This is a genomic window from Gammaproteobacteria bacterium, from assembly GCA_028817225.1.
Classification (GTDB): Bacteria; Pseudomonadota; Gammaproteobacteria; order Poriferisulfidales; family Oxydemutatoraceae; genus Oxydemutator.
Genome location: JAPPQC010000011.1, coordinates 106654 through 129580, shown reverse-complemented (window position 1 = coordinate 129580; position 22927 = coordinate 106654). Strand labels below are relative to the sequence as shown.

The window sequence follows — 22927 nt, the reverse complement described above, 5'->3', positions numbered from 1 at the left end:
AAGTGAAGCAATAGAGGCCGCGCTGCGGGCGCGGCCTCTGGTTTGTGGCGGGGTGGGTTATTTCAGATCGGAAACCCGGTTATAAACCCTTTGGGCGGAAAAGCATAAAAAAATCCGACGAACGGTAGCTGCCGGCAGGCGTGTATTCACCCTTTGCGGCCATCAGTCAATCGGCGCCATTCCAAAGACATCTGCCCTGTCGCAGAACCGGTCATTTCATCGAGGCCCCCCACCCGCCCATCCCCGCCCCAAAGCAGCCGCCAGTTGATGGGGTTGAGGCGTCCCGAACAGCACCATTCCCGCCCCCAAAAAACACTATTTTCACCCCCATCCCCGCCCCTTTTCATGGTAGAATATGACCTTCCCCGGCACCACTTTTTCTGCCGGGATTTTTTGCTGAAATTTCCGCCCCGAACCCCTGTTTACACCAACATCGCTGAATGACTGATTCCGACTCCTACGCGAAGGAAGTCCTGCCCGTCAATCTTGAAGACGAGATGCGCAAGTCCTATCTGGACTATGCGATGAGCGTCATCATCGGGCGCGCCCTGCCGGATGTGTGCGACGGCCTCAAGCCGGTGCACCGGCGCGTGTTGTACGCGATGCGCGAACTCGGCAACGACTGGAACAAGCCCTACAAGAAGTCCGCGCGCATCGTCGGTGATGTCATCGGCAAATACCACCCGCACGGCGATGTCGCGGTGTACGACACCATCGTCCGCATGGCGCAGCCGTTTTCGCTGCGCTACATGCTGGTGGACGGGCAGGGCAACTTCGGCTCGGTGGACGGCGACGCGCCGGCGGCCATGCGCTACACCGAGGTGCGCATGGCGAAGATCGCCCATGAACTGCTCGCCGACCTCGACAAGGAAACGGTGGACTTCGTCCCCAACTACGACAACTCCGAAAAAGAACCGCTGGTGCTGCCGACGCGGGTGCCGAACCTGCTGGTCAACGGCTCCGCCGGCATCGCCGTCGGCATGGCGACCAACATCCCGCCGCACAACCTGGCCGAAGTCGTCGGCGCGGCGCTCGCGCTGATTGACGACCCCGAAATCTCCATTGACGGCCTGATCAAGCACCTGCCGGGGCCGGACTTTCCGACTGCGGCCATCATCAAGGGCCGCCACGGCATCGTCCAGGCCTACCACACCGGGCGCGGGCGCGTCGTCGTGCGCGCGCGCTGCCGCATTGACCGCAACGACAAGGCCGACCGCGAGACCATCGTCGTTACCGAACTGCCGTACATGGTCAACAAGGCGCGCCTGCTCGAGAAAATCGCCGAACTGGTCAAGGAAAAGCGCGTCGAGGGCATCGCCGCGCTGCGCGACGAGTCCGACAAGGACGGCATGCGCGTCGTCATTGAACTCAAGCGCGGCGAGGCCGGCGACATCGTGCTGAACAACCTGTTCCGCCACACGCCGATGCAGTCCGCCTTCGGCGTCAACATGGTCGCGCTCGACAACGGCCAGCCGAAACTGCTCAACCTGAAGGAAGTGCTCGAGGCGTTCATCCGCCACCGCCGCGAGGTCGTCACGCGGCGCACGGTGTTTGACTTGCGAAAGGCGCGCGAGAAGGCGCACTTGCTGGAAGGGCAGGCCGTCGCGCTGGCCAACATTGACGAGGTCATCGCGCTGATCAAGGCGTCGAAGACGCCGGCGGAGGCCAAGGCCGCGCTGATGAAGCGCATCTGGAAACCCGGCGTCGTCACGCGCATGCTTGAGCGCGCCGACACCGACGCATCGCGCCCTGAAAGCCTGCCCGACGCCTTCGGCCTGATGAGCGAGGGCTACCGCCTGTCCGACAAACAGGCGCAGGCGATACTTGATTTGCGCCTGCACCGCCTGACCGCGCTGGAACAGGACAAAATCGTCTCCGATTACGAAAGCGTCATCAAGACCATCTACAACCTGATTGAGATTCTGTCCGAGCCGGACCGCCTGATGGAGGTCATCCGCGAGGAACTGGCCGAGGTGCGCGAGACCTACGCCGACGAGCGCCGCACCGAGATTTCCGACGAGGCGGTCGAGATGACCGACGAAGACTTCATCAGCGAGGAGGAAGTCGTCATCACGATTTCCCACGCCGGTTACGCCAAGTCGCAAAGCCCGGACGAATACCGCTTGCAGCGCCGCGGCGGCAAGGGCAAGGCCGCCACCTCGGTGCGCGAGGAAGACTTTGTGGACACGCTGTTCATCGCCAACACCCACGACACGCTGCTGTGCTTTTCCAGCGCCGGCAAGATTTACTGGCTGAAGGTGTACCGCCTGCCGCGCGCCGGGCGCGCCGCGCGCGGCAGGCCGCTGGTCAACCTGCTGCCGCTGGAGGAGGGCGAGCGCATCACCACGGTGCTGCCGGTGCGGGAGTTCTCGCCGCACCTGCATGTGCTGATGGCGACCAGTTCCGGCACCGTCAAGCGCACTTCGCTGGATAATTTCTCAAGGCCGCGAAGCAACGGCATCCGCGCCATCACGCTGCGCGACGGCGACCAGATGATCGGCGCGCAAATCACCGACGGCGAGCACGATGTGATGTTGTTCAGCGACTCGGGCCGCTCGGTGCGCTTCTCCGAATCCGAACTGCGCTCGATGGGCCGCAGCGCGCAGGGCGTGCGCGGCATCCGCCTGCGCGACGCCGGCAGGGCCATCTCGCTGATTTGCCTGCCGCCGCCGCTGCAAGACGATTCGTGCATCCTGATCGCCACCGAAAACGGCTACGGCAAGCGCACCGCCGCGCCCGAATTCCCGCGCAAGAAACGCGGCGGCCTCGGCGTCATCGCCATCCGCACCGACGAGCGCAACGGCAAACTCGTCGGCGCGACGCTGGTCGGCGGCGACGACGAGGTCATGCTGATTACCGACGGCGGCACGCTGGTGCGAACCGAGGTGGACCAGATTTCACTCGTCGGACGCAACACCAAGGGCGTCCGCCTGATACGCCTGCAAAACGGCGAACAGTTGTGCGAGGCGGTGCGCGTGGACGCGACAGTCAATGGCGGCGACGGCGATGACAACGACGGCAATAACGGCAACGGCGGCGGTGGCGCCGCCGTTGCTGACATTGCTGATGGTGTTGCCGCCGGCAGTGTTGCCGCCGATGCGGATGTCGCCGCCGCCGGCAGCGACACCGACGCCGGTATCGTCACCGCCGCCGACACCGACGCCGACACCACCGCCGGCGAACAATAACCGCGCCCGCGCGCACGCCCGCCATCATGTCTGCGGTCTATAACTATGCGCCGGGGCCGGCGATGCTGCCGCCTGCGGTGCTTGAGGAAGTGCGCCGCGACCTCGCCGAACGGCGCCCGGTGTCGGTGCTGGAAGCGGGGCACCGCACCGACTGGTTCGACGAAATCGCCGCGCGCTCGCAGGCCAACCTGCGCCGCCTGCTCGATGTGCCCGACGACTACGCGGTGCTGTTCCTGCCCGGCGGCGCACGCGCGCAATACGCCGCCGTGCCGCTGAACCTCGGCGCCGAAGACGCCGACTACTTCAACACCGGCCACTGGTCGGGCTGGGCGATGGACGAGGCCGCGCGCTACACCCGCGTCCATGTCGCCGCCGAAATCGCCGAACAAGACGGCCTGCTGACATTGCCGCCGCCGTCGCAATGGGCCAACTCGCGCCGCCCCGCCTACCGCCACTATGTCGGCAACGAAACGCTGACCGGCTTCGCATTCGCCGCCGACCGCCATCTTGATGACGGCCTTCTCGTCGCCGACCTGACCTCCAACTTCCTGACCGCGCCGGTGGATGTCAGCCGCCACCGCGTCATTTACGCCGGCGCGCAGAAGAACGCCGGCATCGCCGGGCTTGCGGTGGTGATTGTCGCGCGTGAGACCTTCGGCGCCGCGCGCGCCGAAACGCCGGCAATCTGCAATTACGAATTGCAGGACAAGACGGATTCGCGCTTCAACACGCCGCCGGTTTTCTCATGGTATGTCTGCGACCGCGTGCTCGAGTGGACGCGGCGCGAAGGCGGCGTGCCGGAAATGCAGCGCCGCGCCGCCCGCCGCGCGGCAACCCTCTACGACTGCATTGACGCCTCCGGCCTCTACGACAACCCGGTGGCGCCGCCGAGCCGTTCCAGCACCAACATTTTCTTCCGCCTGCGCCCGCCGCAACTGGAAAGCCGCTTCCTGCGCGAGGCCGGCGAACAGGGGCTGCTGGGGCTGCGCGGCCACCGCGCCACCGGCGGAATCCGCGCAAGCCTTTACAATGGGATGCCGCCGGAGGGCGCGGCGGCGCTGGCGGAATTTATGCGTGACTTCGAGAAAAGGGCGTGACGGGTGTCCGACGAGAAACTTCAAGACCTGCGCGGCAGGATTGACGCGATTGACGCGCGCCTGCTGAAACTCATCAGCGAGCGCGCCGATTACGCCATCCGCATTGGCCGCCTCAAGCGCGAACTTGAGCCGGGGCATTCGTTCTACCGCCCGGCGCGCGAGTCGGTTCACCTGCGCGAACTGGTCGCCGCCAACGACGGGCCGCTGCAAGACGCCGAACTGACGGCGCTGTTCCGCGAAATCATCTCGGTGTGCCGCGCGCTGGAGCAGGAAATCACCGTCGCCTACCTGGGGCCGCAGGGCACTTTCACGCAGGAGGCCGCGTTCAAGCATTTTGGCCGCGCCATCGCAACGCAGGACTTCCCGACGGTCGCCGAGGTGTTCCGCGCCGTCGAAAGCGGCAAGCCCGCCTACGGCGTCGTGCCGGTCGAGAATTCCAGCGAGGGCGTCGTCACGCACACGCTCGACTGCTTCATGGATTCGGCGCTGCAAATCGTCGGCGAGATTGAACTGCCCATCCGCCACTGCCTGCTCGGCGCCGGCGACGGCCTCGGCGGGCTGGCCACCGTCTATTCGCACCAGCAGTCGTTCGCCCAGTGCCGGCGCTGGCTCGATGACAACCTGCCGGGCTGCCGCCAGGTCGCCGTCCACAGCAACGCCGCGGCGGCGCTGAAGGCGCACGACGAACACAACGCCGCCGCCATCGCCGGCGCCGGCGCCGCCGCCGAGTACGGGCTGAACATCCTGGCCGAGGGCATCGAGGACTACTCGTGCAACGCGACGCGCTTCCTCGTCATCGGCGGCCACGGCGTGCCGCCGACCGGCGGCGACAAGACCAGCGTGCTGGTGTCGGCGCGCAACCGCCCGGGTTCGCTCGCCGCGCTGCTGCGCATCCTCGCCGACCGCGGCGTCAGCCTGACGCGCATCGAGTCGCGCCCGGCGCGCATCGTCAACTGGGAGTATGTGTTCTTCCTCGACATCGAGGGCCACTGCGAGGACGAGTTGCTGGGCCGGGCGCTGGCCGAACTGGACGCCGGCGCCGGCCTCTACAAACTGCTGGGTTCCTACCCCTGCGCGCCGGCGTAGTTTTTCTGGCGCAGGTGCCGCAGCACCGCGAACACCCACGGCCACATCAGCGCGCTGCTGGCGACCGGCAGCAGCGCGCTCCAGTCCATCTCCAGCGAGTAGCGCAGCCGCAGGCTGTTGATCCAGATGGCGATCATCGTGTAAATCAGCAGCAGCAGCGCGATGAAGAAAACCTGCTGGTGCGGCGGGTAGAGGCGCAGGCGCTGGTAGAAATAGGTGGTCAGCCACGCAATCAGCGTGTACAGCAGCGCGTGCTGCCCCAGCAATGAACCTTCAAGCAGGTCGCTCAGGATGCCGACAAACCATGCGAACTTGATGTTGAGTTTCTCCGGCATCGCCAGGCACCAGTAGATGACCACCAGCAGCACCCATTCCGGCCAGAAGACATGCGCCCACTGCGGTATCGGCAGCGCGCTCAATATCATCGCCGCAAACACCGTCAGCGCCACCAGCCGGTAGCGCCCGTCCATTTTCCGCAGCGCCACGGCGTTATTCCCCGCCCGCCGTCTCCGCTTCCGCCGCTTCGGCTTCCGCCGCCTGCGCCTGCGCGGCGTCCTCGGGCCAGATCAGCAGCATTTCGCGGCTGTGTATCAAATCGGCCAGCGGCTTCGCGTGGATGACGGCGAAGTCGTCGCCGACCTCGCTGTGGATGCTCAGCACCTCGCCGACCGGGTAGTCGCCGGGGTAGCGGTTGTCCAGCCCCGATGTGTAGATGATGTCGCCGGCGCGGATGTCCGCCGTTGTCGGCACATATTCCAGTTTCAACTGCCGCGGGTTGCCGGTGCCGAGCACCAGCATCCGCAGCCGCGAGCGGTCAATCTGCCCGAGCAGCGCGTGGCCGGGGTTGGAAATCAGCGTCACATCGGCGGTCAGCGGCGTCACCGTCGAGACCTGGCCGATGACGCCCTTGACATCGAGCACCGGCTGCCCCGGATAGACGCCGTGGTTGCTGCCCTTGTCGATGACAATCTGCTGCTCGAACGGCGCCAGGTTGACGCCGACCAGTTTGGCGACGGCGACCTTGCGCCCGCGCGTGTCGGCGGGCGATTGCAGCAGCCTGCGAAGGTGGCGGTTCTCGTTCTTGAAGGTGACCAGTTTCTGGAGTTCGGAATTCAGAATCAGGTTGTTGTAGCGCAGCCGCTCAATCTCGAACAGCAGATCCGAGCGCTCGCTGAAATAGCGGTGCGTCCAGTCGGCGGCGCGCGTCGGCAGGTTGGCGGCGGAATGCACCGCGTAACTGAACAGGTCGAGGTGGCGGCGGACGGCGTCGAGGTTGATGAGGTCGAACGGCGCGCGCTTGTCGTTGAAATGGCCGTAGCGGTGGTCATAGACCATCAGCGCCGCGGCCAGCGCCGAGAAAAAAACAAGCCTGGGAAACAGGCTGCGAAGGCGAAACAGTTCCTTGATGGCGTTGTGCTTCCCGCCGGTCGCGTCGCCGGCCTACTCCCTCATCAGGAATTCTGTTTTCTTCTTGCCGAGCAGGCTGAGCGCCTTGCCGCCGCCCTGCACGACGCAGGTCAGCGGCTCGTCGGCGATGACCACCGGAATGCCGGTTTCCTGCATCAGCAGTTTGTCGAGGTTTTTCAGCAGCGCGCCGCCGCCGGTCAGGACGATGCCGCGCTCGGCGACATCGGAACTCAACTCCGGCGGCGTCTGCTCCAGCGCCGTCTTGACGGCGGCGACGATGCCCGACAGCGGCTCCTGCAGCGCCTCGAAAATCTCGTTGCTGTTGATGACGAAGTTCTTGGGCACGCCCTCGGAAAGGTTGCGCCCGATGATCTCCATCTCCATCAGTTTGGCGCTGGGGTAGGCGGTGCCGATCTTTTTCTTGACCTTCTCGGCGGTCGCCTCGCCAATCAGGACGCCGTAATTGCGCCGGATGTAGTTGACGACGGCCTCCTCCAGTTTGTCGCCGCCGATGCGAACCGACGCCGAATAGACGATGCCGCTGAGCGACAGCACCGCGACCTCGGAGGTGCCGCCGCCGATGTCGAGTATCATCGAGCCGCGCGCCTCGCCGATGGGCAGGCCGGCGCCGATGGCCGCCGCGATCGGCTCCTCGATCAGATAGACTTTTCTGGCGCCGGCGCCCGCCGCCGATTCGCGGATGGCGCGCCTTTCAACTTGCGTCGCGCCGCACGGCACGCAAATCAGCACCTTGGGGCTGGGCTTCAGCAATTTGTTCTGGTGCACCTTGCGGATGAAAAACTGAAGCATTTTCTCCGTCGTCGTGAAGTCGGCGATGACGCCGTCTTTCATCGGGCGGATGGCGCGAATGTTGGCCGGGGTGCGCCCCAGCATTTCCTTGGCTTCCTGGCCGACCGCCTCGATGACGCCGCCGCCGCCGAAGCGGTCGGAGCGTATCGCCACCACCGACGGCTCGTTCAGGACGATGCCCTTGTTTTTCACACAGATAAGCGTGTTGGCGGTGCCGAGGTCTATCGAGAGGTCGTCGGAGAAAAAGCCGAACAGACTGTTGATCATGGTTTCATCACGGGTTGATTGCGTTGAATAATCCGGTCAGGCGTGTGGCATACTACCAGCGTCCGCCGGATTTCGCAACCGGCGCCGGCTGTTTTTTCGCCGCCATGAACATTGAAGAAGTCATCAAACTCGCGCGGCTGGCGCGCCTGAAAGTGGGCGCCGGCGAGGTCGAGGGTCTGGGCCGGGACTTGTCCGCCATTCTCGCCCTCGTCGAGCGCCTTGAGTCGGCCAGCCTCGGCGATGTCGAGCCGCTGGCGCACCCGCTCGACGCGGTGCAGCGGCTGCGCGCCGACGAGGTCAGCGAGGACGACCGGCGCGAGGCGTTTCAGAACATCGCGCCGCACACCCGCGACGGCTTCTATCTCGTTCCCAAAGTGCTCGACTGAGGCGCCATGCTGAACCGGTCGCTGGGCGATTTGTCGCGCGGGCTTCGCAACGGGGATTTCTCCAGCGTCGAACTGACGCGCTTTTTTCTCGACAGAATTGAAAGCCGCGGCGGCGATCTCAACGCCTTCATCACCGTCACCGCCGAACGCGCGCTGGACAGCGCGCGCGCCGCCGACCGCAAACTGCGCGACGGCGGCGCGCACCCGCTGGCCGGCATACCCTACGCGCACAAGGACCTGTTCTGCACCGAGGGCGTGGCGACGACCTGCGCGTCGGCGATGCTGGCCAATTTCGTGTCGCCGTACGACGCCGCCGTCAGCGAAAGGCTGAACGACGCCGGCATGGTCATGCTCGGCAAGACCAACATGGACGAGTTCGCGATGGGTTCTTCCAACGAGAACAGTTTCTACGGCGCGGTGTGCAACCCGTGGGACGCCGCGCGCGTTCCCGGCGGCTCGTCCGGCGGCTCGGCGGCGGCGGTGGCGGCGCGCCTCGCGCCGTGCGCCACCGGCACCGACACCGGCGGCTCGATACGCCAGCCGGCGTCGCTGTGCGGCATCACCGGCATCAAGCCGACCTACGGGCGGGTGTCGCGCTACGGCATGGTCGCCTTCGCCTCCAGCCTCGACCAGGCCGGCGTGCTCGCCGCCGGCGCCGACGACTGCGCGCTGATGCTCCAAGCCATCGCCGGCTTCGACCCGCGCGACTCGACCAGCATGGACGAGCCGGTTCCCGATTACACGCCGCCCGTTGGCGCCGACATCCGCGGCCTGCGCGTCGGCCTGCCGCGCGAGTATTTCGGCGCCGACCTCAATCCGGAAATCGGCGCGGTCATCGAGCGCGCCGTCGGCGTGCTGCGGCAACTCGGCTGCGAGACGGTCGAGGTGTCGCTGCCGGCGATGTCGCTGTCGGCGCCCGCGTACTACATCCTGGCGCCGGCGGAATGCTCGTCCAATCTGGCGCGCTACGACGGCGTGCGCTACGGCCACCGCTGCGAGGCGCCGGCGGACTGCGACGACCTCTACACGCGCACGCGCGCCGAGGGCTTCGGCGCCGAGGTCAAGCGGCGCGTGCTGGTCGGCACATATGTATTGTCTTCCGGTTACTACGACGCCTATTACCTGAAGGCGCAGAAGGCGCGCCGCCGCATCCGCGATGACTTCGCGCGCGCGTTCGAGCGCGCCGATGTGCTGGTCGGGCCGACCTCGCCGACGACGGCGTTCAAACTCGGCGAGAAAGTCAGCGACCCGGTCACGATGTATCTGTCCGATGTCTATACCATCGCCGTCAATCTCGCCGGCCTGCCCGGCATGACGCTGCCGGCGGGCTTCGCCGGCGGCCTGCCGGTCGGCATGCAGATGATCGCGCCGCATTTCCGCGAGCAGGATTTGTTCCGCGCCGGCCACTGCTACCAGCGCGAGACCGACTGGCACCGCCGCGTGCCGGAGGGCTTTGCATGACGCGCTGGCAGCCGGTCATCGGCCTGGAACTGCACATGCGGCTGAAGACCGCAAGCAAGATGTTCTCGGGCGCGCCGTCGGCGTACGGCGGCGCGCCGAACACCCGCGCCTGCGCGGTGGACATCGCGCTGCCCGGCGTGCTGCCGATGCTGAACGGCGGCGTGCTGAAAATGGCCGTCGCCTTCGGCCTCGTCATCAACGCGCGCATCGCCGAGCGGTCGGTGTTTGCGCGCAAGAATTATTTCTACCCCGACCTGCCGAAGGGCTACCAGATCAGCCAGTATGAATCGCCGATTGTCGAGGACGGGCGGCTGGAAATCGCGCTGGACGACGGCGGCGTCAAGACCGTCGGCATCGAGCGCGCCCACCTGGAGGAGGACGCCGGCAAGTCGGTGCACGGCGCGGCGGACGGCATGACCGGCGTGGACCTGAACCGCGCCGGCACGCCGCTGATGGAGATTGTGTCGCGCCCGCACCTTGCCGGCGCCGGCGAGGCCGTGGCGTACATGAAAAAGATTCATTCCATCGGCTGCTTTCTCGGCATTTGCGACGGCAACATGCAGGAGGGTTCGCTGCGCTGCGATGTCAATGTGTCGCTGAAGCCGGCGGGCGCCGAGCGCCTCGGCGTGCGCGCCGAAATCAAGAACCTCAACTCGTTCCGCTTTGTCGAGCGCGCGATACGCTTCGAGATCAAGCGCCAGGCGGCGGTGCTGGAATCCGGCGGCGAAGTGGCGCAGGAAACGCGCCTCTACGACCCCGACCGCGACGAGACGCGCCCGATGCGCGGCAAGGAAGAGGCCGAGGACTACCGCTACTTCCCCGACCCCGACCTGCTGCCGGTGGCGATTCCGCCGTCGCTGGTGGAGCAGGTGCGCGCCGCGCTGCCGGAATTGCAGGAACAGATGCGCGAGCGCTTTGTGCGCGACTACGGCCTGTCGGAAGCCGACGCCGTTCAGTTGACGGCGTCGCCGGAGATGGCCGCCTACTTTGAAGACTGCGCCGGCGCCGGCGCCGGCGGCCCGCGCCTCGCCGCCAACTGGATAACCGGCGCGCTGAGCGCGGCGTTGAACCAGACCGGAACCGGCATCGCCGACTGCCCGCTCGGCGCGCCGCGCCTCGCCGCCTTGCTCGACCGCATTGAAGACGGCACGCTGTCGGGCAACATCGCGCGCGAGGTGTTCGACGAGATGTGGCGCACCGGCGCCGGCGCCGACGAGGTCATCGCCGACAAGGGCCTCGCGCAAATCAGCGACACCGGCGAACTCGCCGCCATCATCGCCGAAGTGATTGCAAACAGCGAAAAGCAGGTCGCACAGTACCGCGCCGGCAAGGAAAAGGTGTTCGGCTATTTCGTCGGCCAGGTCATGAAGGCGACACAGGGCCGCGCCAACCCCGGCGAGGTCAACCGCCTGCTGAAAGAAAGGCTGGAAAGGCAGGAAAAGGCCGGTTAGTTTCCGGTGTTTTTTGCGCGGCGGTTGCGGTATCCTCAAAGGGCAACCTGACCAGGGAGGACATGATGATGATTACAAAAGCAACCCCTTATGTGATGCTGGCCGCCGCCGCGGCGGTGCTGCTGAACTGGACGCAGGATTTTTCATTTTCGTCCACATTGTGGCCGTACATTGATGTACTGGCCGTCGTCGCCTGTATTTTAGGCGTGCTCGCTTTCTGGAACGACACGGAAACCGGGTGCAAGGTCGTCGGCGCGCTGTTTGGCGTGCTCGGCGCGGCGGTCGTGATTCAGTTCATCGTCGTCGGCGTGGCCGCCAGCATCGTCTGGGAAGTGATTGATTTCTTCCTCGTGATGGGCCTGACGCTCGGCGCCGGCCTGCTGCTGCGGCACAACTGAACACGCCGCCGCCCGGCCTGGGCGCGCGCTGACGCCTGACCGCAGCGCCGCCCGGCCTGGGCGCACAACGGCGCCTGAGCGTGCTGCTCTTAGCCTGGGCGCGCGCCGGCGCCGATGCACGCGCGCGGTCTGCCGGCGGCGTCGCGTGCGCTGTGCACCGGTGCGAAGCCCGCCGCGTGCATCATTGCGCGCACTGCGGCGTCCTGCATCGGCGCGTGTTCGACAATCAGGCGTCCGCCGGGTTTCAGGTGATTGCGTGCGTGCGCGGTGATTCGGCGCAGATGGGCGAGGCCGTCGCCGCCCGCGAACAGCGCCGCGCCGGGTTCGTGCGCGGCGACTTCGTCGTCCAGTTGCGGGTCGTTGTCGCCGATGTAGGGCGGGTTGCCGACGATCAGGTCAAAGCGCCCGTCCACATTGCCGAACCAGTCGCTTTCCAAAAACCGGATGTTGTGCAGGCCGTGGCGCGCGGCGTTGCGGCGCGCGACGGCGAGCGCCTCGCGTGATGCATCGGTGGCGGTTGCGCGCACATCGCGGCGCGTGTGGGCGATGGCGATGATGAGATTGCCGCAGCCGGTGCCGAGGTCGAGCACCTGCGCGCCGCGCGGCAGACCGTCCAGCGCGCACTCGACCAGCACTTCGGTTTCCGGGCGCGGCACCAGCACCGCCGGGCCGACCTCAAAGTCCAGCGAATAAAACTCGCGCACGCCGGTCAGGTAGGCGAACGGCACGCCGCGCGCGCGCCGTGCAACGATGTCGCGCAGATGCTGTTCACTGTCCGGTTCCAGGCGCCGGTGCCCGTTCGCGTAAAGCCATGCGCGGTTCTTGCCAAGCGCGTGACACACGAGATAGTCGGTCTCGTCACCCTTGCCGCGCACGCCAAGCCACGCGCGCAATTCGCGCCGCGCGCCGTCCAGCGTCCGGCCCGCCAGGCGCGGCGGTGCGGCGCCGTTCATTTGCCGTTCCCCGTCCGGGTCATGCGCCACGCGCACGTCCTGGCGCTCTGTCATCTGCCGTTTCTCGCCCCGTTCATGCGCCACGCACACATCTTGCAATTCTTTCATTCCCCGTCCCCCGCCTCGGCCAGCAAATCGGCCTGGTGTTCATTGATCAGCGGTTGTATCAGCGGGTCGAGTTCGCCTTCCATCAGTTGCGGAAGTTGGTACAGCGTCAGGCCGATGCGGTGGTCGGTGACGCGGCCCTGCGGGAAGTTGTAGGTGCGGATGCGCTGCGAGCGGTCGCCGCTGCCGACGAGGTTGCGCCGGTTTTCGGCCTGGCGCCGGCGCTGTTCGCCGCGTTCGGCGTCGAGCAGTTTCGCTTTCAGCAGCGCCAGCGCGCGCGCCTTGTTGCGGTTTTGCGAACGCTCGGCCTGGCACTCCACAATCAGGCCGCTCGGCAGGTGCGTGATGCGTATCGCCGAATCGGTCTTGTTGACATGCTGGCCGCCGGCGCCGGAGGCGCGGAAGCGGTCTATCCGCAGGTCGTTCGGGCCGACCTCGATGTCGTCTATCTCCTCCGCCTCCGGCATCACCGCGACGGTCGCCGCCGATGTGTGAATGCGCCCCTGCGACTCGGTCTCCGGCACGCGCTGCACGCGGTGCGCGCCGGACTCAAACTTGAGCCGCGAATAAACGCCCTTGCCGTTGATGCGCGAAATCAGTTCCCTGAAACCGCCGTGCTCGCCCTCGCGCGCGTTGACAACCTCCACCCGCCAACGGCACTTCTCGGCGTAGTGGCCGTACATCCGGAACAGGTCGCCGGCAAACAGCGCGGCCTCGTCGCCGCCGGTGCCGGCGCGTATCTCAAGGAACACATTGTGGTCATCGTGCGGGTCCGCCGGCAGCAGGTGTTTCCGCAGTTGCAGTTCCAGTTCGCCGCGCCGCGCCTCCAGCGCCTCCAGTTCCTCGCGCGCCATCGCCTTCATGTCGGCGTCGCCGTCCGCCGCCAGTTGCCGCGTCTTGTCAATGTCGTCGGTGCAGCGCCGCCAGTCGTCGTACGCCGGCACGATTTCGCCGAGTTGCGCGTACTCGCGGCTCAACTCGCGGTAACCGCGGCGGTCGTCGGCGGCGCCGGGGCGCGCCAGTTGCTCGCCAATCTCGCGGTGGCGCGCGGCAATGCGCCCGAGTTTTTTCAGCATGGATTCGTTCACGGTTTGTCACACAATGCGGCCCGCCGCAGGCGGCTGCATTCGGGCGCGGTTTGCGGCATCAAGTCGTTCACGGCTTGTCACCGCCGTCGCCGAGGTCAAAGAGTTTTTTCGCCGCCTCAAGCAGCGCCCGGTCGTTGTCGCCGGCGGCCTTGTTGATGATGTCGGTCGGGTGGTGCGTCAGTTTGCCGGTCAGCGTGTGCGCCAGGTGGCGCAGCGCCTCGTCGGGGCTTTTGCCCTGTTTCAGCAGTTGCAGCGCCTTGTCGAGAGCGTCGTCGCGGTGGCCCTCGGCCAGCGCCCGCAGGCGCCGCACCAGGTCGCCCGCCTGCCGCGTGTTCAGCCAGCGGATGAACCCGGCCAGGTGCTCCTCGACAATCCGCCCGGCCTTGTCGGCCTCGTGCAGCCGGTTGCGCCGGTTGACGCCGGCGATTTCGGCGAGATTGTCGAGCGTGTACAAATACACATCCTCGAGTTCGGCGGCGGCGGGGTCAATGTCGCGCGGCAGCGCCAGATCCACGATGCAGACGGGGCGGCGCTTGCGCGTTTTCAGCGCGCGCTCGATGTCGGCCCTGCCGACGATAACGCGATCGCCCGCCGTTGAACTGACAAGAATGTCGCAGCGCGGCAGCGCGTCGGCGATTTCGCCGAAGGCGACGGTTTCGGCGCCGTGTTCGGCGGCCAGCCTGCGCGCGTTTTCCGGCGAGCGGTTGGCGACGGCGAGCGACCCGATGCCGTGGCTTTTCAGGTGGCGCATCGTCAGTTCTATCATGTCGCCGGCGCCGATCATCAGCGCGTGCCGGGCCGAGAGGTCGCCGAAGATTTTTCGCGCCACATCCACCGCGACCGACGCATACGACACCGGATGCCGCCCGAGGCCGGTCTCCGAACGCGCCCGTTTGGCGGTTGAGATGGCGTGTTCAAACAGCCGCCCCAGCAGTTCGCCGCTGTGGCCGCCTTCAAGCGCCGCGCGGTAGGCGGACTTGACCTGCCCCAGCACCTGCGGCTCGCCGACGATGACCGATTCAAGCCCGCTGGCGACGCGCAGCAGGTGGCGCGCGGCGGCGGCGTCGTGCAGCGTGAACAGGTGGCCGTCGAGTTCGCCCGCGGCCAGCCCGCGGTGGCCGCAAAGCCACGCCGCGACCTCGGCGCCGCAATCGCGCCGCCGCGCCGCCGCGTAGATTTCCAGGCGGTTGCAGGTGGAGACGATCACGGCCTGCGCCAGCGCGGTTTCGCGGCGCAGGTCGGCCAGCGCGCCGCCGACGGCGCTTTCCGGCAGCGCGACTTTCTCGCGCACCTCAAGCGGCGCGCTGCGGTGGTTCAGGCCAATGGCGAACAGCGTCATCGGTGCATTCATCCGTGTAATAATAGCCGCATAATGGCCGCACGGCGCGCTTTTCAATGAAACGCTTACTGAAACAGGCATCAACGCAGACACCGGCGCCGGCGCGCGGCGCGGGCGCCGCCGCGCTGTGCCTGTTCGCCGCCGGCTGCTCGCTGTCGCAGTACCCGGCGCTCGACATTCGCCCCGACCGCGACACGCGCGAACTGTCCGCCGGCGTCTATCAGTTCCTGGCCGGCGACATTCTTCTTCGCAACAACCGCATCGAGGAGGCGCTGAAACACTACGGCGAGGCGCTGAAACTGAGCGGCGACCCGCGCCTGTTCCGCGCCGCCATCGCAATCGCGGTGCAGCACAACCACTACGACAAGGCCGCCGCGCTCGCCGAACGCTGGCGCCGCGCCGAGCCGGACAACCTGCAACTGAACCAGGCGCTGTTTCTCATCTACCTGAAACTGGGGCGCTACCGCGACGCGCTGCCGCACCTTGAGTTCAGCGTTCGCCGCGACCAGCAACTGCTGGCGCCGGGCTATTCGATTCCGCTGCTGGGGCGCGTCGCCGTCGAGTCGAGCCTGCGCCACGCCGACGAACTGCGCCAGCGGTTTCCGCGCAACGCCCCGGTGCACCTGCTGCACGCGCTGGTCGCCTACCATCACGGGCGCAACGAAGACAGCATCGCGTCGGCGGAGCGCGCGCTGGAACTGGAGCCGGCGATGACGCGCGCCTGGCGCCTGAAGGCCGACGCGCTGTTCGCGCTCGGGCGCATGGCCGAGGCGCTGGCGCTGCTGCGCCGCGCCGCGCAACTGCACCCCGGCGACCGCCCGCTGCTGCTGAAGGCGGCGGCGGCGCACTGGAAGGAGGAACAAACCCGCGTCGCCTACGATTTGTACAAGAAGGCGCGGCGGCTGGCGCCGGACGACCCCGATGTCATCCGCGCGCTCGGCGTGCTTGATTTGCAGCACGGCAGGCACGAGGACGCGCGCGGGCTGTTCCGCCGCCTCGGTGAACTGGAGGCCGAGCGTTCGCGTTCGGCGTATTACCTGGGGCGCGTCGCCGAGGCCGAGGAGAACTTCGACAAGGCGCTGGAATACTACGGCGCCGTCACCGCCGGCATTCTGCACCACGAGGCGCGCATCGGCGAGGCGCGCATCTGGCAGCGGCGCGGGCGCACCGACACCGCGCTGGCGCAACTCGCCGCCGCGAAGGAGCGCGCCGCCCATCCGCACGCGCTGATTGCGCTGGCCATCGCCGAGGCCGAGACGCTGGACAGGGCGCAGCGCAAGGCCGACGCGCTTGAGGTCTATACGCAGGCGCTCGCCGCGCACCCCGATTCGCCGGATTTGCTGTACTCGCGGGCGATGCTGGCGCTGTCCATGGACCGCTTCAATGTCTTTGAGGGCGACCTGAGAAACATCATTGAACGAGACCCGGTGAACTGGCGCGCGCTGAACGCGCTCGGCTATGTGCTGGCCGACCGCAACATCCGCCTGCACGAGGCGCGCGAATACATCCGCCGCGCGCACCGGCTGAAACCGGACAGCGGCATCGTGCTCGACAGCATGGGCTGGGTCGAGTTCCGGCTGAACAACCTCGCCGCCGCGAGGGATTTCCTGCAAAGAGCGGCGCAGCGCGAACACCACCCGGAAGTGATGGGGCATCTGGTCGAGGTGTTGTGGCTGGGCGAAGAACGCGAGCGCGCGCTGCGCGTGCTGGACGAGGCGCTGCGCGAGTTTCCGGATGATGAATATCTGGGCCGCCTGCGCGAGTTGAAGAAGGAAGTTGTGCAGTGAATGGCCATGCCGCGCGCGCCGGTTTCCCCTATAATCCCCGATGACATGAACCAACCACACTCACAAACACCGCAACGGCGGCTTTTTTCACCGGGCGCGCTGGCGTGCGCCCTTGCATCCGTGCTGGCGTGCGCGGGCTGCGCCCGTCAGTTGCCGGTGGTGGAAGACTCCACCGAGGCGTCCATTGAATACCTGCTGGCGCAGCGCGTGCAGGCCGACAACCTGCGGTCGTGGCGCGCGCGCGGGCGCATCGCGGTGCGCCGCAGCGGTTCCGGCTGGCGCGGGCAGTTTGACTGGCAGCAGAACGGACGGCATTTTGACATCCGCCTGTCCAGTCTGCTCGGCGGCACGCTGATGGTCATCAACGGCGAATTCGGCGGCGTCGCGGCGGCGACCGGCGCGTCGGGGCGGCGCACCGAAGCCGCGACGCCGGAGGAATTGATCAGCAGTCTGTTGTACACCGATGTGCCGGTCGGCAACCTGCGCTACTGGATGGCGGGCGCGCCCGCGTACGGCGCGCGCCCCGGCGAGGCGCATGTGGACAGCGGACGCACGCTGTCGTTCAGCCAGGACGGCTGGCGTGTGCGCTACACCGGCTGGAATGTGCTGCACGACCTGCCCGAGAAAATCGGCCTGTCGCGGCTGCAAGACGGCAACGGCGCCGCCGCCGACACCACCATCTCCATCTCGATTGCGTCGTGGAGCGGCGTCGTGCGGGACAAGCCGCAGTGACGGCGATGGCCTGGCGGCCGGGACACACGCCGGGAATGCGGAGCGGCGTTGTGCGGGACAGGGCGCGGTGACGGCGACGCCGGGCGAAACCCGGTGGCCGGCGCCCGCCAAACTGAATCTCTTTCTGCACATCACCGGGCGCCGCGACAACGGGCGCCACAACCTGCAAACGCTGTTTCAACTGCTCGACTACGGCGATGAAATCTCCATCGTCGCCCACCGGCGCGGCGATGTGCGCGTGGCGTGCGCCGACGCGCCGGAGATTGCGTGCGACGACAACCTCGCGCTGAAGGCGGCGCTGTTGCTGAAGGCCGAAACCGAAGCGCCGGGCGGCGCCAACATCACCATCGCCAAGCGCATTCCGGTCGGCGCCGGTCTCGGCGGCGGCAGTTCGGACGCGGCGACGGTGCTGCTGGCGCTGAACCGCCTGTGGGGCTGCCGCCTCGCGCTCGTTGACCTGCTGCGCCTCGCCGCGCGCCTCGGCGCCGATGTGCCGGTTTTCGTCAACGGGCGCAGCGCGTGGGCGGAAGGCGCCGGCAACCATCTGCGCCCGGTGCACCTGCCGCGGCGGTGGTATGCGGTGCTGGCGCCCGCCGCGCCGCTCTCGACCCGCGAGATGTTTCAGGCGCCCGACCTGCGCCGCGACTTTCCGCGGGTTACGATGCGCGATTACCGCAACGGCGGGACGGTCAACGCCTTTCAGGAAATCGCCGCGCGCCGCCGCCCCGAAATCGCGCAGGGCCTTGCGTGGCTTGACGGGCGCGGCGTCGGCGCGCCGCGCCTGACCGGCTCCGGCTCGGCCTTCTTCGCCGCGTTTGACGGCAAGCGCGGCGCCGAAGAGGCGGTTCGCGGCAACCCCGCCGGCCTCGGCGGTTTTGTCGCGCGCGGCGTCGCCGAATCGCCGCTGCACCGGTGTCTGCGCGAGGCCGCCGACGAGGCCGCGCCCGCCGGTCTGCACGAAGACGCCGACAAGGCCGTGCCCGACGGTCTGCACGAAGCCGCCGACGAGGCCGCGCCCGCCGGCTTGCACGAGGCCGCCGACGAGGCCGCGCCCGCCGGCTTGCACGAAGACGCCGACAAGCCCGCGCCCGCCCGTTTGCATGAAAAGGGCGGCGAGGCGTTATAATTCCGGTGGGTTGGGCCGTCGCCAAGTGGTAAGGCACCGGGTTTTGATCCCGGCATTCGCAGGTTCGAATCCTGCCGGCCCAGCCAGTTTCCCGAAAAACGGCCCGCGACAGTTGCAGCGATGAATTCCCACGAAGCGACGATGTCGGTGTTCACCGGCAGCGCCAACCGGGCGCTGGCCGCGAAAGTCGCCGCGCACATCGGCCTGGAACTCGGCAAGGCCACCGTCGGCCGTTTCAGCGACGGCGAGGTGCGCGTCGAGATACACGAGAATGTCCGTGGCCGCGATGTGTTCATCGTGCAGCCGACCTGCGCGCCCGGCAGCGACAACCTGATGGAACTGCTGATTATGATTGATGCGCTGCACCGCGCGTCGGCGGGGCGCATTACCGCGGTGATTCCCTACTTCGGCTATGGCCGCCAGGACCGGCGCGCGCACTATGCGCGGGTGCCGATTTCGGCCAAGGTCGTCGCCAACATCGTCAGCAGCGTGCAGGCCAACCGCGTGCTGATTGTGGACCTGCACTCCGACCAGGTGCAGGGGTTCTTTGACCTGCCGGTGGACAACCTCTACGCCTCGCCGGTGCTGCTCGACGACATCCGCGCCGGCGACTGCCGCAACACCATCGTCGTGTCGCCCGATGTCGGCGGCGTTGTCAGGGCGCGGGCGCTCGCCAAGCGCCTCGACGACGCCGACCTCGCCATCATAGACAAGCGCCGCCCGCAGCCGAACGAAAGCGAGGTCATGAACATCATCGGCGATGTCGGCGGCAAGGCGTGCGTCATCATTGACGACATCGTGGACACCGCCGGCACCCTGTGCGAGGCGGCGACGGCGCTGAAAGGGCAGGGCGCCGGCAAGGTGCTGGCCTATGCGACGCACCCGGTGCTGTCGGGCGGCGCGGTCGGGCGGATTGCCGCCTCGGCGCTCGACGAACTGATCGTCACCGACACGATACCGCTGTCGCCGGAGGCGGCGGCGTGCCCGCGCATCCGCCAGATCAGCATCGCGCCGATGCTGGCGCAGGCCATGCAGCGCGTCAACCGCGAACAGTCCATCAGCAGCCTTTTCATGGATTGACGGGGCGGCTCCCCGCAACCGGCCCGCGCGCGGAACCGCGGCGCAAAAAAACCGCAACGCCAAAAAAAGGCCGCCCGAAGGCGGCCCTTTCAATCAGTGTGCCCGGCAGCGCCCAAAATCACACAACCGGGAAGAAAATGATTTTGGCGAGTCCGGCAATCATGGTGATGAGTCCGGCAACGATGGCGATTCCAAGCGTGCCTCCAATCCATTTGATGAACTTTAAATCGCCCTTTATTTCGCCTATGCAGGTTTCCACCTTGCCGATTCGCTCCATCGCTTCACCGTGCAGTTTGTTCATATCCGCCGTGGTTGCCATGGACTTCGTGCGCTCTTGCAGAATCTCTATCCGCCCCATGGCTTCGCCGTGCAGTTCGTGCATCTCTTCCCTGGTTGCCATGTGGCCCATGCGCTCTTGCAGAATATCTATTCGCCCCATGGTTTCGCCGTGCAGTTTGTGCATCTCTGCCCTGGTTGCATCTATCCGCCCCATGGCTTCGCCGTGCAGTTCGTGCATCTCTTCCCTGGTTGCCATGTGGCCCATGCGCTCTTGCAGAATATCCATCCGCCCCATGGCTTCGCCGTGCAGTTCGTGCATCTCTGCCCTGGTTGCATCCATCCGCCCCATGGCTTCGCCGTGCAGTTTGTCCACCTGCACGGCAGTTGCCGTCTGGTTCATGCGTTCCTGCAGAACCTCCAGTTGCGGGCGCGGCGGCGCGACGGCCTCTATCTTCCGGGTGAGTGGCTCGACTTTGCGGTGCTGGCCGGGCAGCGGTTTCTTTTTTTGTGGTGCCATCATCTGATTGCCTCCGATTAAGGTTCAAGGTTTAGCGAGAACCCAATCTGAAGGATTTTGCAAGGCTTGGCGCACGCCAGCCGACAAGCGGTAGCATTTGGCCGACGAATGACCGTTGGCCGGGAATAACGGCGCCCGCAAAGGCAGTGGCGCGAACGCCCGCACAGGCACGGCCCGGATGCCGCCGCAGACAACAACGCTCGTCCGGACGCCGTTGCGTGCTGTCGCCACATGCAAACAATCTGTCCGTGTTCCGTTATTCATCAGGCTTATTGTAAGCACATCGCGGCGCCCCGGCATGGCCAAAAACCGCCATCGTCGGGGAAAAACAGGTCAAGTGTATGAAGTGGCGGAGAATCCCTTCCGACGAACGGCGTACGTGGTGCAGGCGGCCCGTGCAGGGCAAAAGCGCCCCTGCAAAGCCGCGCCGTGCCGCCATTTTCCGCGCCCGCGCCGCCCCATGAGGCCGGAAATCGCCCGTCGGGCGGTGGTTTTGTGGTGCGGGGGGCGTGGTGCTATAATCGCCCGCACCCGCGACGGTCTCGCTGCACGGTGCACGGAGCGCCTGCAAGCAAGACCGCGAGGGCTGCGTCGGGAACGCGGGATTCACAATAACAAACAGAGCATGAAAATGAAAAATGATTGCCCGGCAGGATTCGCCGCCGCCGCCGCTTTCAGGCGCGGAACAAACCCTGTCGCCAACAAACATTCCCGGCCATTGGCAAGATTCGCCGCCGCCGCCGCTGGCGGAGGCGGCGGCGGCGCCCTCGGCCCTGCCGCACTGGCGGCGCTGGCGCTGATACTGGCGCTGTCGCTGGTTCAGATTCGCAGGCGGCGCACGCCCTCAACACTCCCGCCGGCCCGCCGCCGCTGATTCGGGCGCACCGCCGCACGGCTTCAGCGACCGCCGCCGCCTGTCCTGAAATGCGCGCGCCGCGGCGCAGGCATTCGGCATGATTAATTGAAGGAGACAAACCATGCAAAAAGACTTTGAGATCAGCGCGCAGCCGCGCGACGGCGGCGGCAGCCGTTTCAGCCGGCGGCTGCGCGGCGAGGGCCTGGTGCCGGCGATACTCTACGGCGGCGAACACGGCGCGGTGCCGATCGCGCTGAAACACAACGAACTGATACGCCACCTTGGGCACGAGGCGTTTTATTCGCACATCCTGACGCTGAAGATCGGGCGCAAGAAGGAGAAGGTGATTCTGCGCGATTTGCAGAGGCACCCGAGCAGGCCGCGGATACTGCACATTGACTTCATGCGCGTCTCGACCGACAAGCGCATCACGATGAATGTGCCGCTGCACTTCATCAACGAGGACACCTGCGTCGGCGTCAAGCAGCAGGGCGGCATTGTCAGCCACTTGCAGACCGAGGCCGAGGTGTCTTGCCTGCCGCAGGACCTGCCCGAATACATCGGCGTTGACATCGCGCAACTGGAACTCGGGCAGTCGCTGCACCTGTCCGACATCACGCTGCCCGATAATGTGATGCTGATGGCGCTGTCGCACGGCGAGGAGATTGACCATGCGATTGTGTCGGTTATCAAGCCGCGCGTCGCCGCGCTGGAGGAAGAGCAAGAAGCCGCCGAGGCCGCCGAGGCGGAGGCCGGCGAAGAGACGCCGGCGGAAGGCGAACAGGAGAAGAAGGAGGATTGATGCTCCGCCGTGCGCGGTAGCGCGCACGGCTTGCTTTGTGCTGTTGCCTTGCGCGGCTTGCCTCGTGCTGTTGCCCTTGCGGGCTTGCCTCCTGCCATTTCCCGCCCCTCCCGTTGTCGTGCCGCTTCGATGACTGAAACCGCGGGCATTCGTCTGGTCGTCGGTCTCGGCAATCCCGGTGATGAGTATGCCGGCAACCGTCACAACGCCGGCAGGTGGTTTGTCGAGGCGCTGGCGCGGCGCCATGGCGCGGTGTTCGCCGGGCGCGGCAAACTGCACGGCTCCAGTTGCCGTATTGAGATGGCGTCAAGACCGCTGTGGCTGTTCATTCCCTCGACCTTCATCAACGACAGCGGGCGCGCATTGCGGGCGTTCGCCGGTTTTCACAAGATTGACACCGGCGCGATACTGGTCGCGCACGACGAGATTGACTTTGAGGTCGCCAAAATCCGCCTGAAACACGGCGGCGGCGCCGGCGGGCACAACGGCCTTGTTGACATCATCCGCCATGTCGGCGTCGGTTTCTGGCGGCTGCGCATCGGCGTCGGCCACCCCGGACACCGCGACCGCGTTGTGCGCCATGTGCTGAGCGACCCGGACAAGGACGCCGCCGCTGCGATACATGCCGGCATCGAGCGCGCCTGCGACGCCGTTGAACAACTGGTCGCCGGCGGCTTTGACGGCGCGATGAACACGCTGCACGCGGACTGAT

The 22927-nt window shown here is 66.7% G+C and carries 21 protein-coding genes and 1 tRNA gene; 15 read left to right on the top strand and 7 right to left on the bottom strand.

The window, feature by feature from the left end; translation table 11 throughout:
- The first annotated feature begins 440 nt into the window (after window positions 1–440).
- The 3 genes from gyrA to pheA are packed head-to-tail and all read left to right on the top strand — an operon-like array spanning window position 441 to window position 5371.
- Window positions 441–3188 carry a DNA gyrase subunit A gene (gene gyrA, locus OXU50_01615; protein MDD9868585.1) on the top strand — a complete coding sequence of 916 codons (2748 nt, stop codon included), beginning with the start codon at window positions 441–443 and terminating at the stop codon, window positions 3186–3188.
- Window positions 3189–3214: 26 nt separating this feature from the next.
- A complete protein-coding gene (gene serC / locus OXU50_01610; protein MDD9868584.1) occupies window positions 3215–4285 on the top strand; it encodes a 3-phosphoserine/phosphohydroxythreonine transaminase in 1071 nt (356 codons plus the stop codon).
- A 3-nt stretch (window positions 4286–4288) separates the two neighbouring features.
- Window positions 4289–5371, top strand: coding sequence for a prephenate dehydratase (gene pheA, locus OXU50_01605; protein MDD9868583.1), 1083 nt, complete (start codon window positions 4289–4291; stop codon window positions 5369–5371).
- Here pheA and mreD read toward each other — a convergent pair.
- From mreD to OXU50_01590, 3 genes are all read right to left on the bottom strand, one after another.
- Entirely contained in the window at window positions 5350–5856 is a 507-nt protein-coding gene (mreD, locus tag OXU50_01600; protein MDD9868582.1) for a rod shape-determining protein MreD, read from the bottom strand. The genes pheA and mreD overlap by 22 nt on opposite strands.
- 4 nt (window positions 5857–5860) lie before the next feature.
- Window positions 5861–6706, bottom strand: coding sequence for a rod shape-determining protein MreC (gene mreC, locus OXU50_01595; protein ID MDD9868581.1), 846 nt, complete (start codon window positions 6704–6706; stop codon window positions 5861–5863).
- Between the two features lie 105 nt (window positions 6707–6811).
- Entirely contained in the window at window positions 6812–7855 is a 1044-nt protein-coding gene (locus tag OXU50_01590) for a rod shape-determining protein (GenBank protein ID MDD9868580.1), read from the bottom strand.
- Window positions 7856–7959: 104 nt separating this feature from the next.
- Here OXU50_01590 and gatC point away from each other — a divergent pair, with 104 nt between their 5' ends.
- From gatC to OXU50_01570, 4 genes are all read left to right on the top strand, one after another.
- A complete protein-coding gene (gatC, locus tag OXU50_01585) occupies window positions 7960–8241 on the top strand; it encodes an Asp-tRNA(Asn)/Glu-tRNA(Gln) amidotransferase subunit GatC (GenBank protein MDD9868579.1) in 282 nt (93 codons plus the stop codon).
- Window positions 8242–8247: 6 nt separating this feature from the next.
- The gene (gene gatA / locus OXU50_01580; GenBank protein ID MDD9868578.1) at window positions 8248–9702 is read left to right on the top strand and encodes an Asp-tRNA(Asn)/Glu-tRNA(Gln) amidotransferase subunit GatA; all 1455 of its coding nucleotides are present in this window, start codon (window positions 8248–8250) and stop codon (window positions 9700–9702) included.
- A complete protein-coding gene (gene gatB / locus OXU50_01575) occupies window positions 9699–11153 on the top strand; it encodes an Asp-tRNA(Asn)/Glu-tRNA(Gln) amidotransferase subunit GatB (GenBank protein ID MDD9868577.1) in 1455 nt (484 codons plus the stop codon). Before gatA ends, gatB begins: the two co-directional genes overlap by 4 nt.
- A gap of 65 nt (window positions 11154–11218) precedes the next feature.
- On the top strand, window positions 11219–11551 hold the full coding sequence (locus tag OXU50_01570; protein ID MDD9868576.1) for a hypothetical protein: 333 nt from the start codon (window positions 11219–11221) through the stop codon (window positions 11549–11551).
- An 89-nt stretch (window positions 11552–11640) separates the two neighbouring features.
- On the opposite strand, the gene prmC is transcribed toward OXU50_01570, so the two are convergent.
- The 3 genes from prmC to hemA all read right to left on the bottom strand — a co-directional run bounded on the left by prmC (window position 11641) and on the right by hemA (window position 15036).
- On the bottom strand, window positions 11641–12612 hold the full coding sequence (gene prmC / locus OXU50_01565) for a peptide chain release factor N(5)-glutamine methyltransferase (GenBank protein ID MDD9868575.1): 972 nt from the start codon (window positions 12610–12612) through the stop codon (window positions 11641–11643).
- Window positions 12609–13697: a peptide chain release factor 1 gene (gene prfA, locus OXU50_01560; GenBank protein ID MDD9868574.1), complete on the bottom strand. Its 1089-nt coding sequence runs from the start codon at window positions 13695–13697 to the stop codon at window positions 12609–12611. The genes prmC and prfA overlap by 4 nt, the downstream gene beginning before the upstream one ends.
- A gap of 67 nt (window positions 13698–13764) precedes the next feature.
- Window positions 13765–15036, bottom strand: coding sequence for a glutamyl-tRNA reductase (gene hemA / locus OXU50_01555; GenBank protein MDD9868573.1), 1272 nt, complete (start codon window positions 15034–15036; stop codon window positions 13765–13767).
- A gap of 56 nt (window positions 15037–15092) precedes the next feature.
- Between hemA and OXU50_01550 the strand changes: the two genes are divergently transcribed.
- From OXU50_01550 to OXU50_01530, 5 genes are all read left to right on the top strand, one after another.
- Window positions 15093–16823 (top strand): tetratricopeptide repeat protein, encoded by a 1731-nt coding sequence (locus tag OXU50_01550; GenBank protein ID MDD9868572.1) that lies wholly within the window; start codon window positions 15093–15095, stop codon window positions 16821–16823.
- A gap of 45 nt (window positions 16824–16868) precedes the next feature.
- Complete coding sequence (gene lolB, locus OXU50_01545) at window positions 16869–17555, top strand: lipoprotein insertase outer membrane protein LolB (protein MDD9868571.1); 687 nt, start codon at window positions 16869–16871, stop codon at window positions 17553–17555.
- Window positions 17556–17622: 67 nt separating this feature from the next.
- Window positions 17623–18681 carry a 4-(cytidine 5'-diphospho)-2-C-methyl-D-erythritol kinase gene (ispE, locus tag OXU50_01540; GenBank protein MDD9868570.1) on the top strand — a complete coding sequence of 353 codons (1059 nt, stop codon included), beginning with the start codon at window positions 17623–17625 and terminating at the stop codon, window positions 18679–18681.
- A gap of 11 nt (window positions 18682–18692) precedes the next feature.
- Window positions 18693–18767: transfer RNA gene (locus OXU50_01535), tRNA-Gln, on the top strand.
- A gap of 34 nt (window positions 18768–18801) precedes the next feature.
- Window positions 18802–19761 (top strand): ribose-phosphate pyrophosphokinase, encoded by a 960-nt coding sequence (locus OXU50_01530; protein MDD9868569.1) that lies wholly within the window; start codon window positions 18802–18804, stop codon window positions 19759–19761.
- A 118-nt stretch (window positions 19762–19879) separates the two neighbouring features.
- Here OXU50_01530 and OXU50_01525 read toward each other — a convergent pair whose 3' ends face one another.
- Window positions 19880–20560: a hypothetical protein gene (locus tag OXU50_01525; GenBank protein MDD9868568.1), complete on the bottom strand. Its 681-nt coding sequence runs from the start codon at window positions 20558–20560 to the stop codon at window positions 19880–19882.
- A gap of 715 nt (window positions 20561–21275) precedes the next feature.
- On the opposite strand from OXU50_01525, the gene OXU50_01520 reads away from it, so the two are divergent.
- The 3 genes from OXU50_01520 to pth all read left to right on the top strand — a co-directional run bounded on the left by OXU50_01520 (window position 21276) and on the right by pth (window position 22926).
- The gene (locus OXU50_01520) at window positions 21276–21431 is read left to right on the top strand and encodes a hypothetical protein (GenBank protein ID MDD9868567.1); all 156 of its coding nucleotides are present in this window, start codon (window positions 21276–21278) and stop codon (window positions 21429–21431) included.
- A 103-nt stretch (window positions 21432–21534) separates the two neighbouring features.
- Entirely contained in the window at window positions 21535–22215 is a 681-nt protein-coding gene (locus tag OXU50_01515; protein MDD9868566.1) for a 50S ribosomal protein L25/general stress protein Ctc, read from the top strand.
- A 129-nt stretch (window positions 22216–22344) separates the two neighbouring features.
- Window positions 22345–22926, top strand: a complete 582-nt coding sequence (gene pth / locus OXU50_01510) for an aminoacyl-tRNA hydrolase (protein ID MDD9868565.1) — start codon at window positions 22345–22347, stop codon at window positions 22924–22926.
- Window position 22927 lies beyond the last annotated feature (1 nt).

Coding starts and splice junctions, on each gene's coding strand:
- gyrA (MDD9868585.1), top strand. CDS start 441: ATGACTGATTCCGACTCCTACGCGAAGGAAGTCCTGCCCGTCAATCTT.
- serC (MDD9868584.1), top strand. CDS start 3,215: ATGTCTGCGGTCTATAACTATGCGCCGGGGCCGGCGATGCTGCCGCCT.
- mreC (MDD9868581.1), bottom strand. CDS start 6,706: ATGGTCTATGACCACCGCTACGGCCATTTCAACGACAAGCGCGCGCCG.
- OXU50_01590 (MDD9868580.1), bottom strand. CDS start 7,855: ATGATCAACAGTCTGTTCGGCTTTTTCTCCGACGACCTCTCGATAGAC.
- gatC (MDD9868579.1), top strand. CDS start 7,960: ATGAACATTGAAGAAGTCATCAAACTCGCGCGGCTGGCGCGCCTGAAA.
- gatA (MDD9868578.1), top strand. CDS start 8,248: ATGCTGAACCGGTCGCTGGGCGATTTGTCGCGCGGGCTTCGCAACGGG.
- gatB (MDD9868577.1), top strand. CDS start 9,699: ATGACGCGCTGGCAGCCGGTCATCGGCCTGGAACTGCACATGCGGCTG.
- OXU50_01570 (MDD9868576.1), top strand. CDS start 11,219: ATGATGATTACAAAAGCAACCCCTTATGTGATGCTGGCCGCCGCCGCG.
- prmC (MDD9868575.1), bottom strand. CDS start 12,612: ATGAAAGAATTGCAAGATGTGTGCGTGGCGCATGAACGGGGCGAGAAA.
- hemA (MDD9868573.1), bottom strand. CDS start 15,036: ATGACGCTGTTCGCCATTGGCCTGAACCACCGCAGCGCGCCGCTTGAG.
- OXU50_01550 (MDD9868572.1), top strand. CDS start 15,093: ATGAAACGCTTACTGAAACAGGCATCAACGCAGACACCGGCGCCGGCG.
- lolB (MDD9868571.1), top strand. CDS start 16,869: ATGAACCAACCACACTCACAAACACCGCAACGGCGGCTTTTTTCACCG.
- OXU50_01530 (MDD9868569.1), top strand. CDS start 18,802: ATGAATTCCCACGAAGCGACGATGTCGGTGTTCACCGGCAGCGCCAAC.
- OXU50_01525 (MDD9868568.1), bottom strand. CDS start 20,560: ATGATGGCACCACAAAAAAAGAAACCGCTGCCCGGCCAGCACCGCAAA.
- OXU50_01515 (MDD9868566.1), top strand. CDS start 21,535: ATGCAAAAAGACTTTGAGATCAGCGCGCAGCCGCGCGACGGCGGCGGC.
- pth (MDD9868565.1), top strand. CDS start 22,345: ATGACTGAAACCGCGGGCATTCGTCTGGTCGTCGGTCTCGGCAATCCC.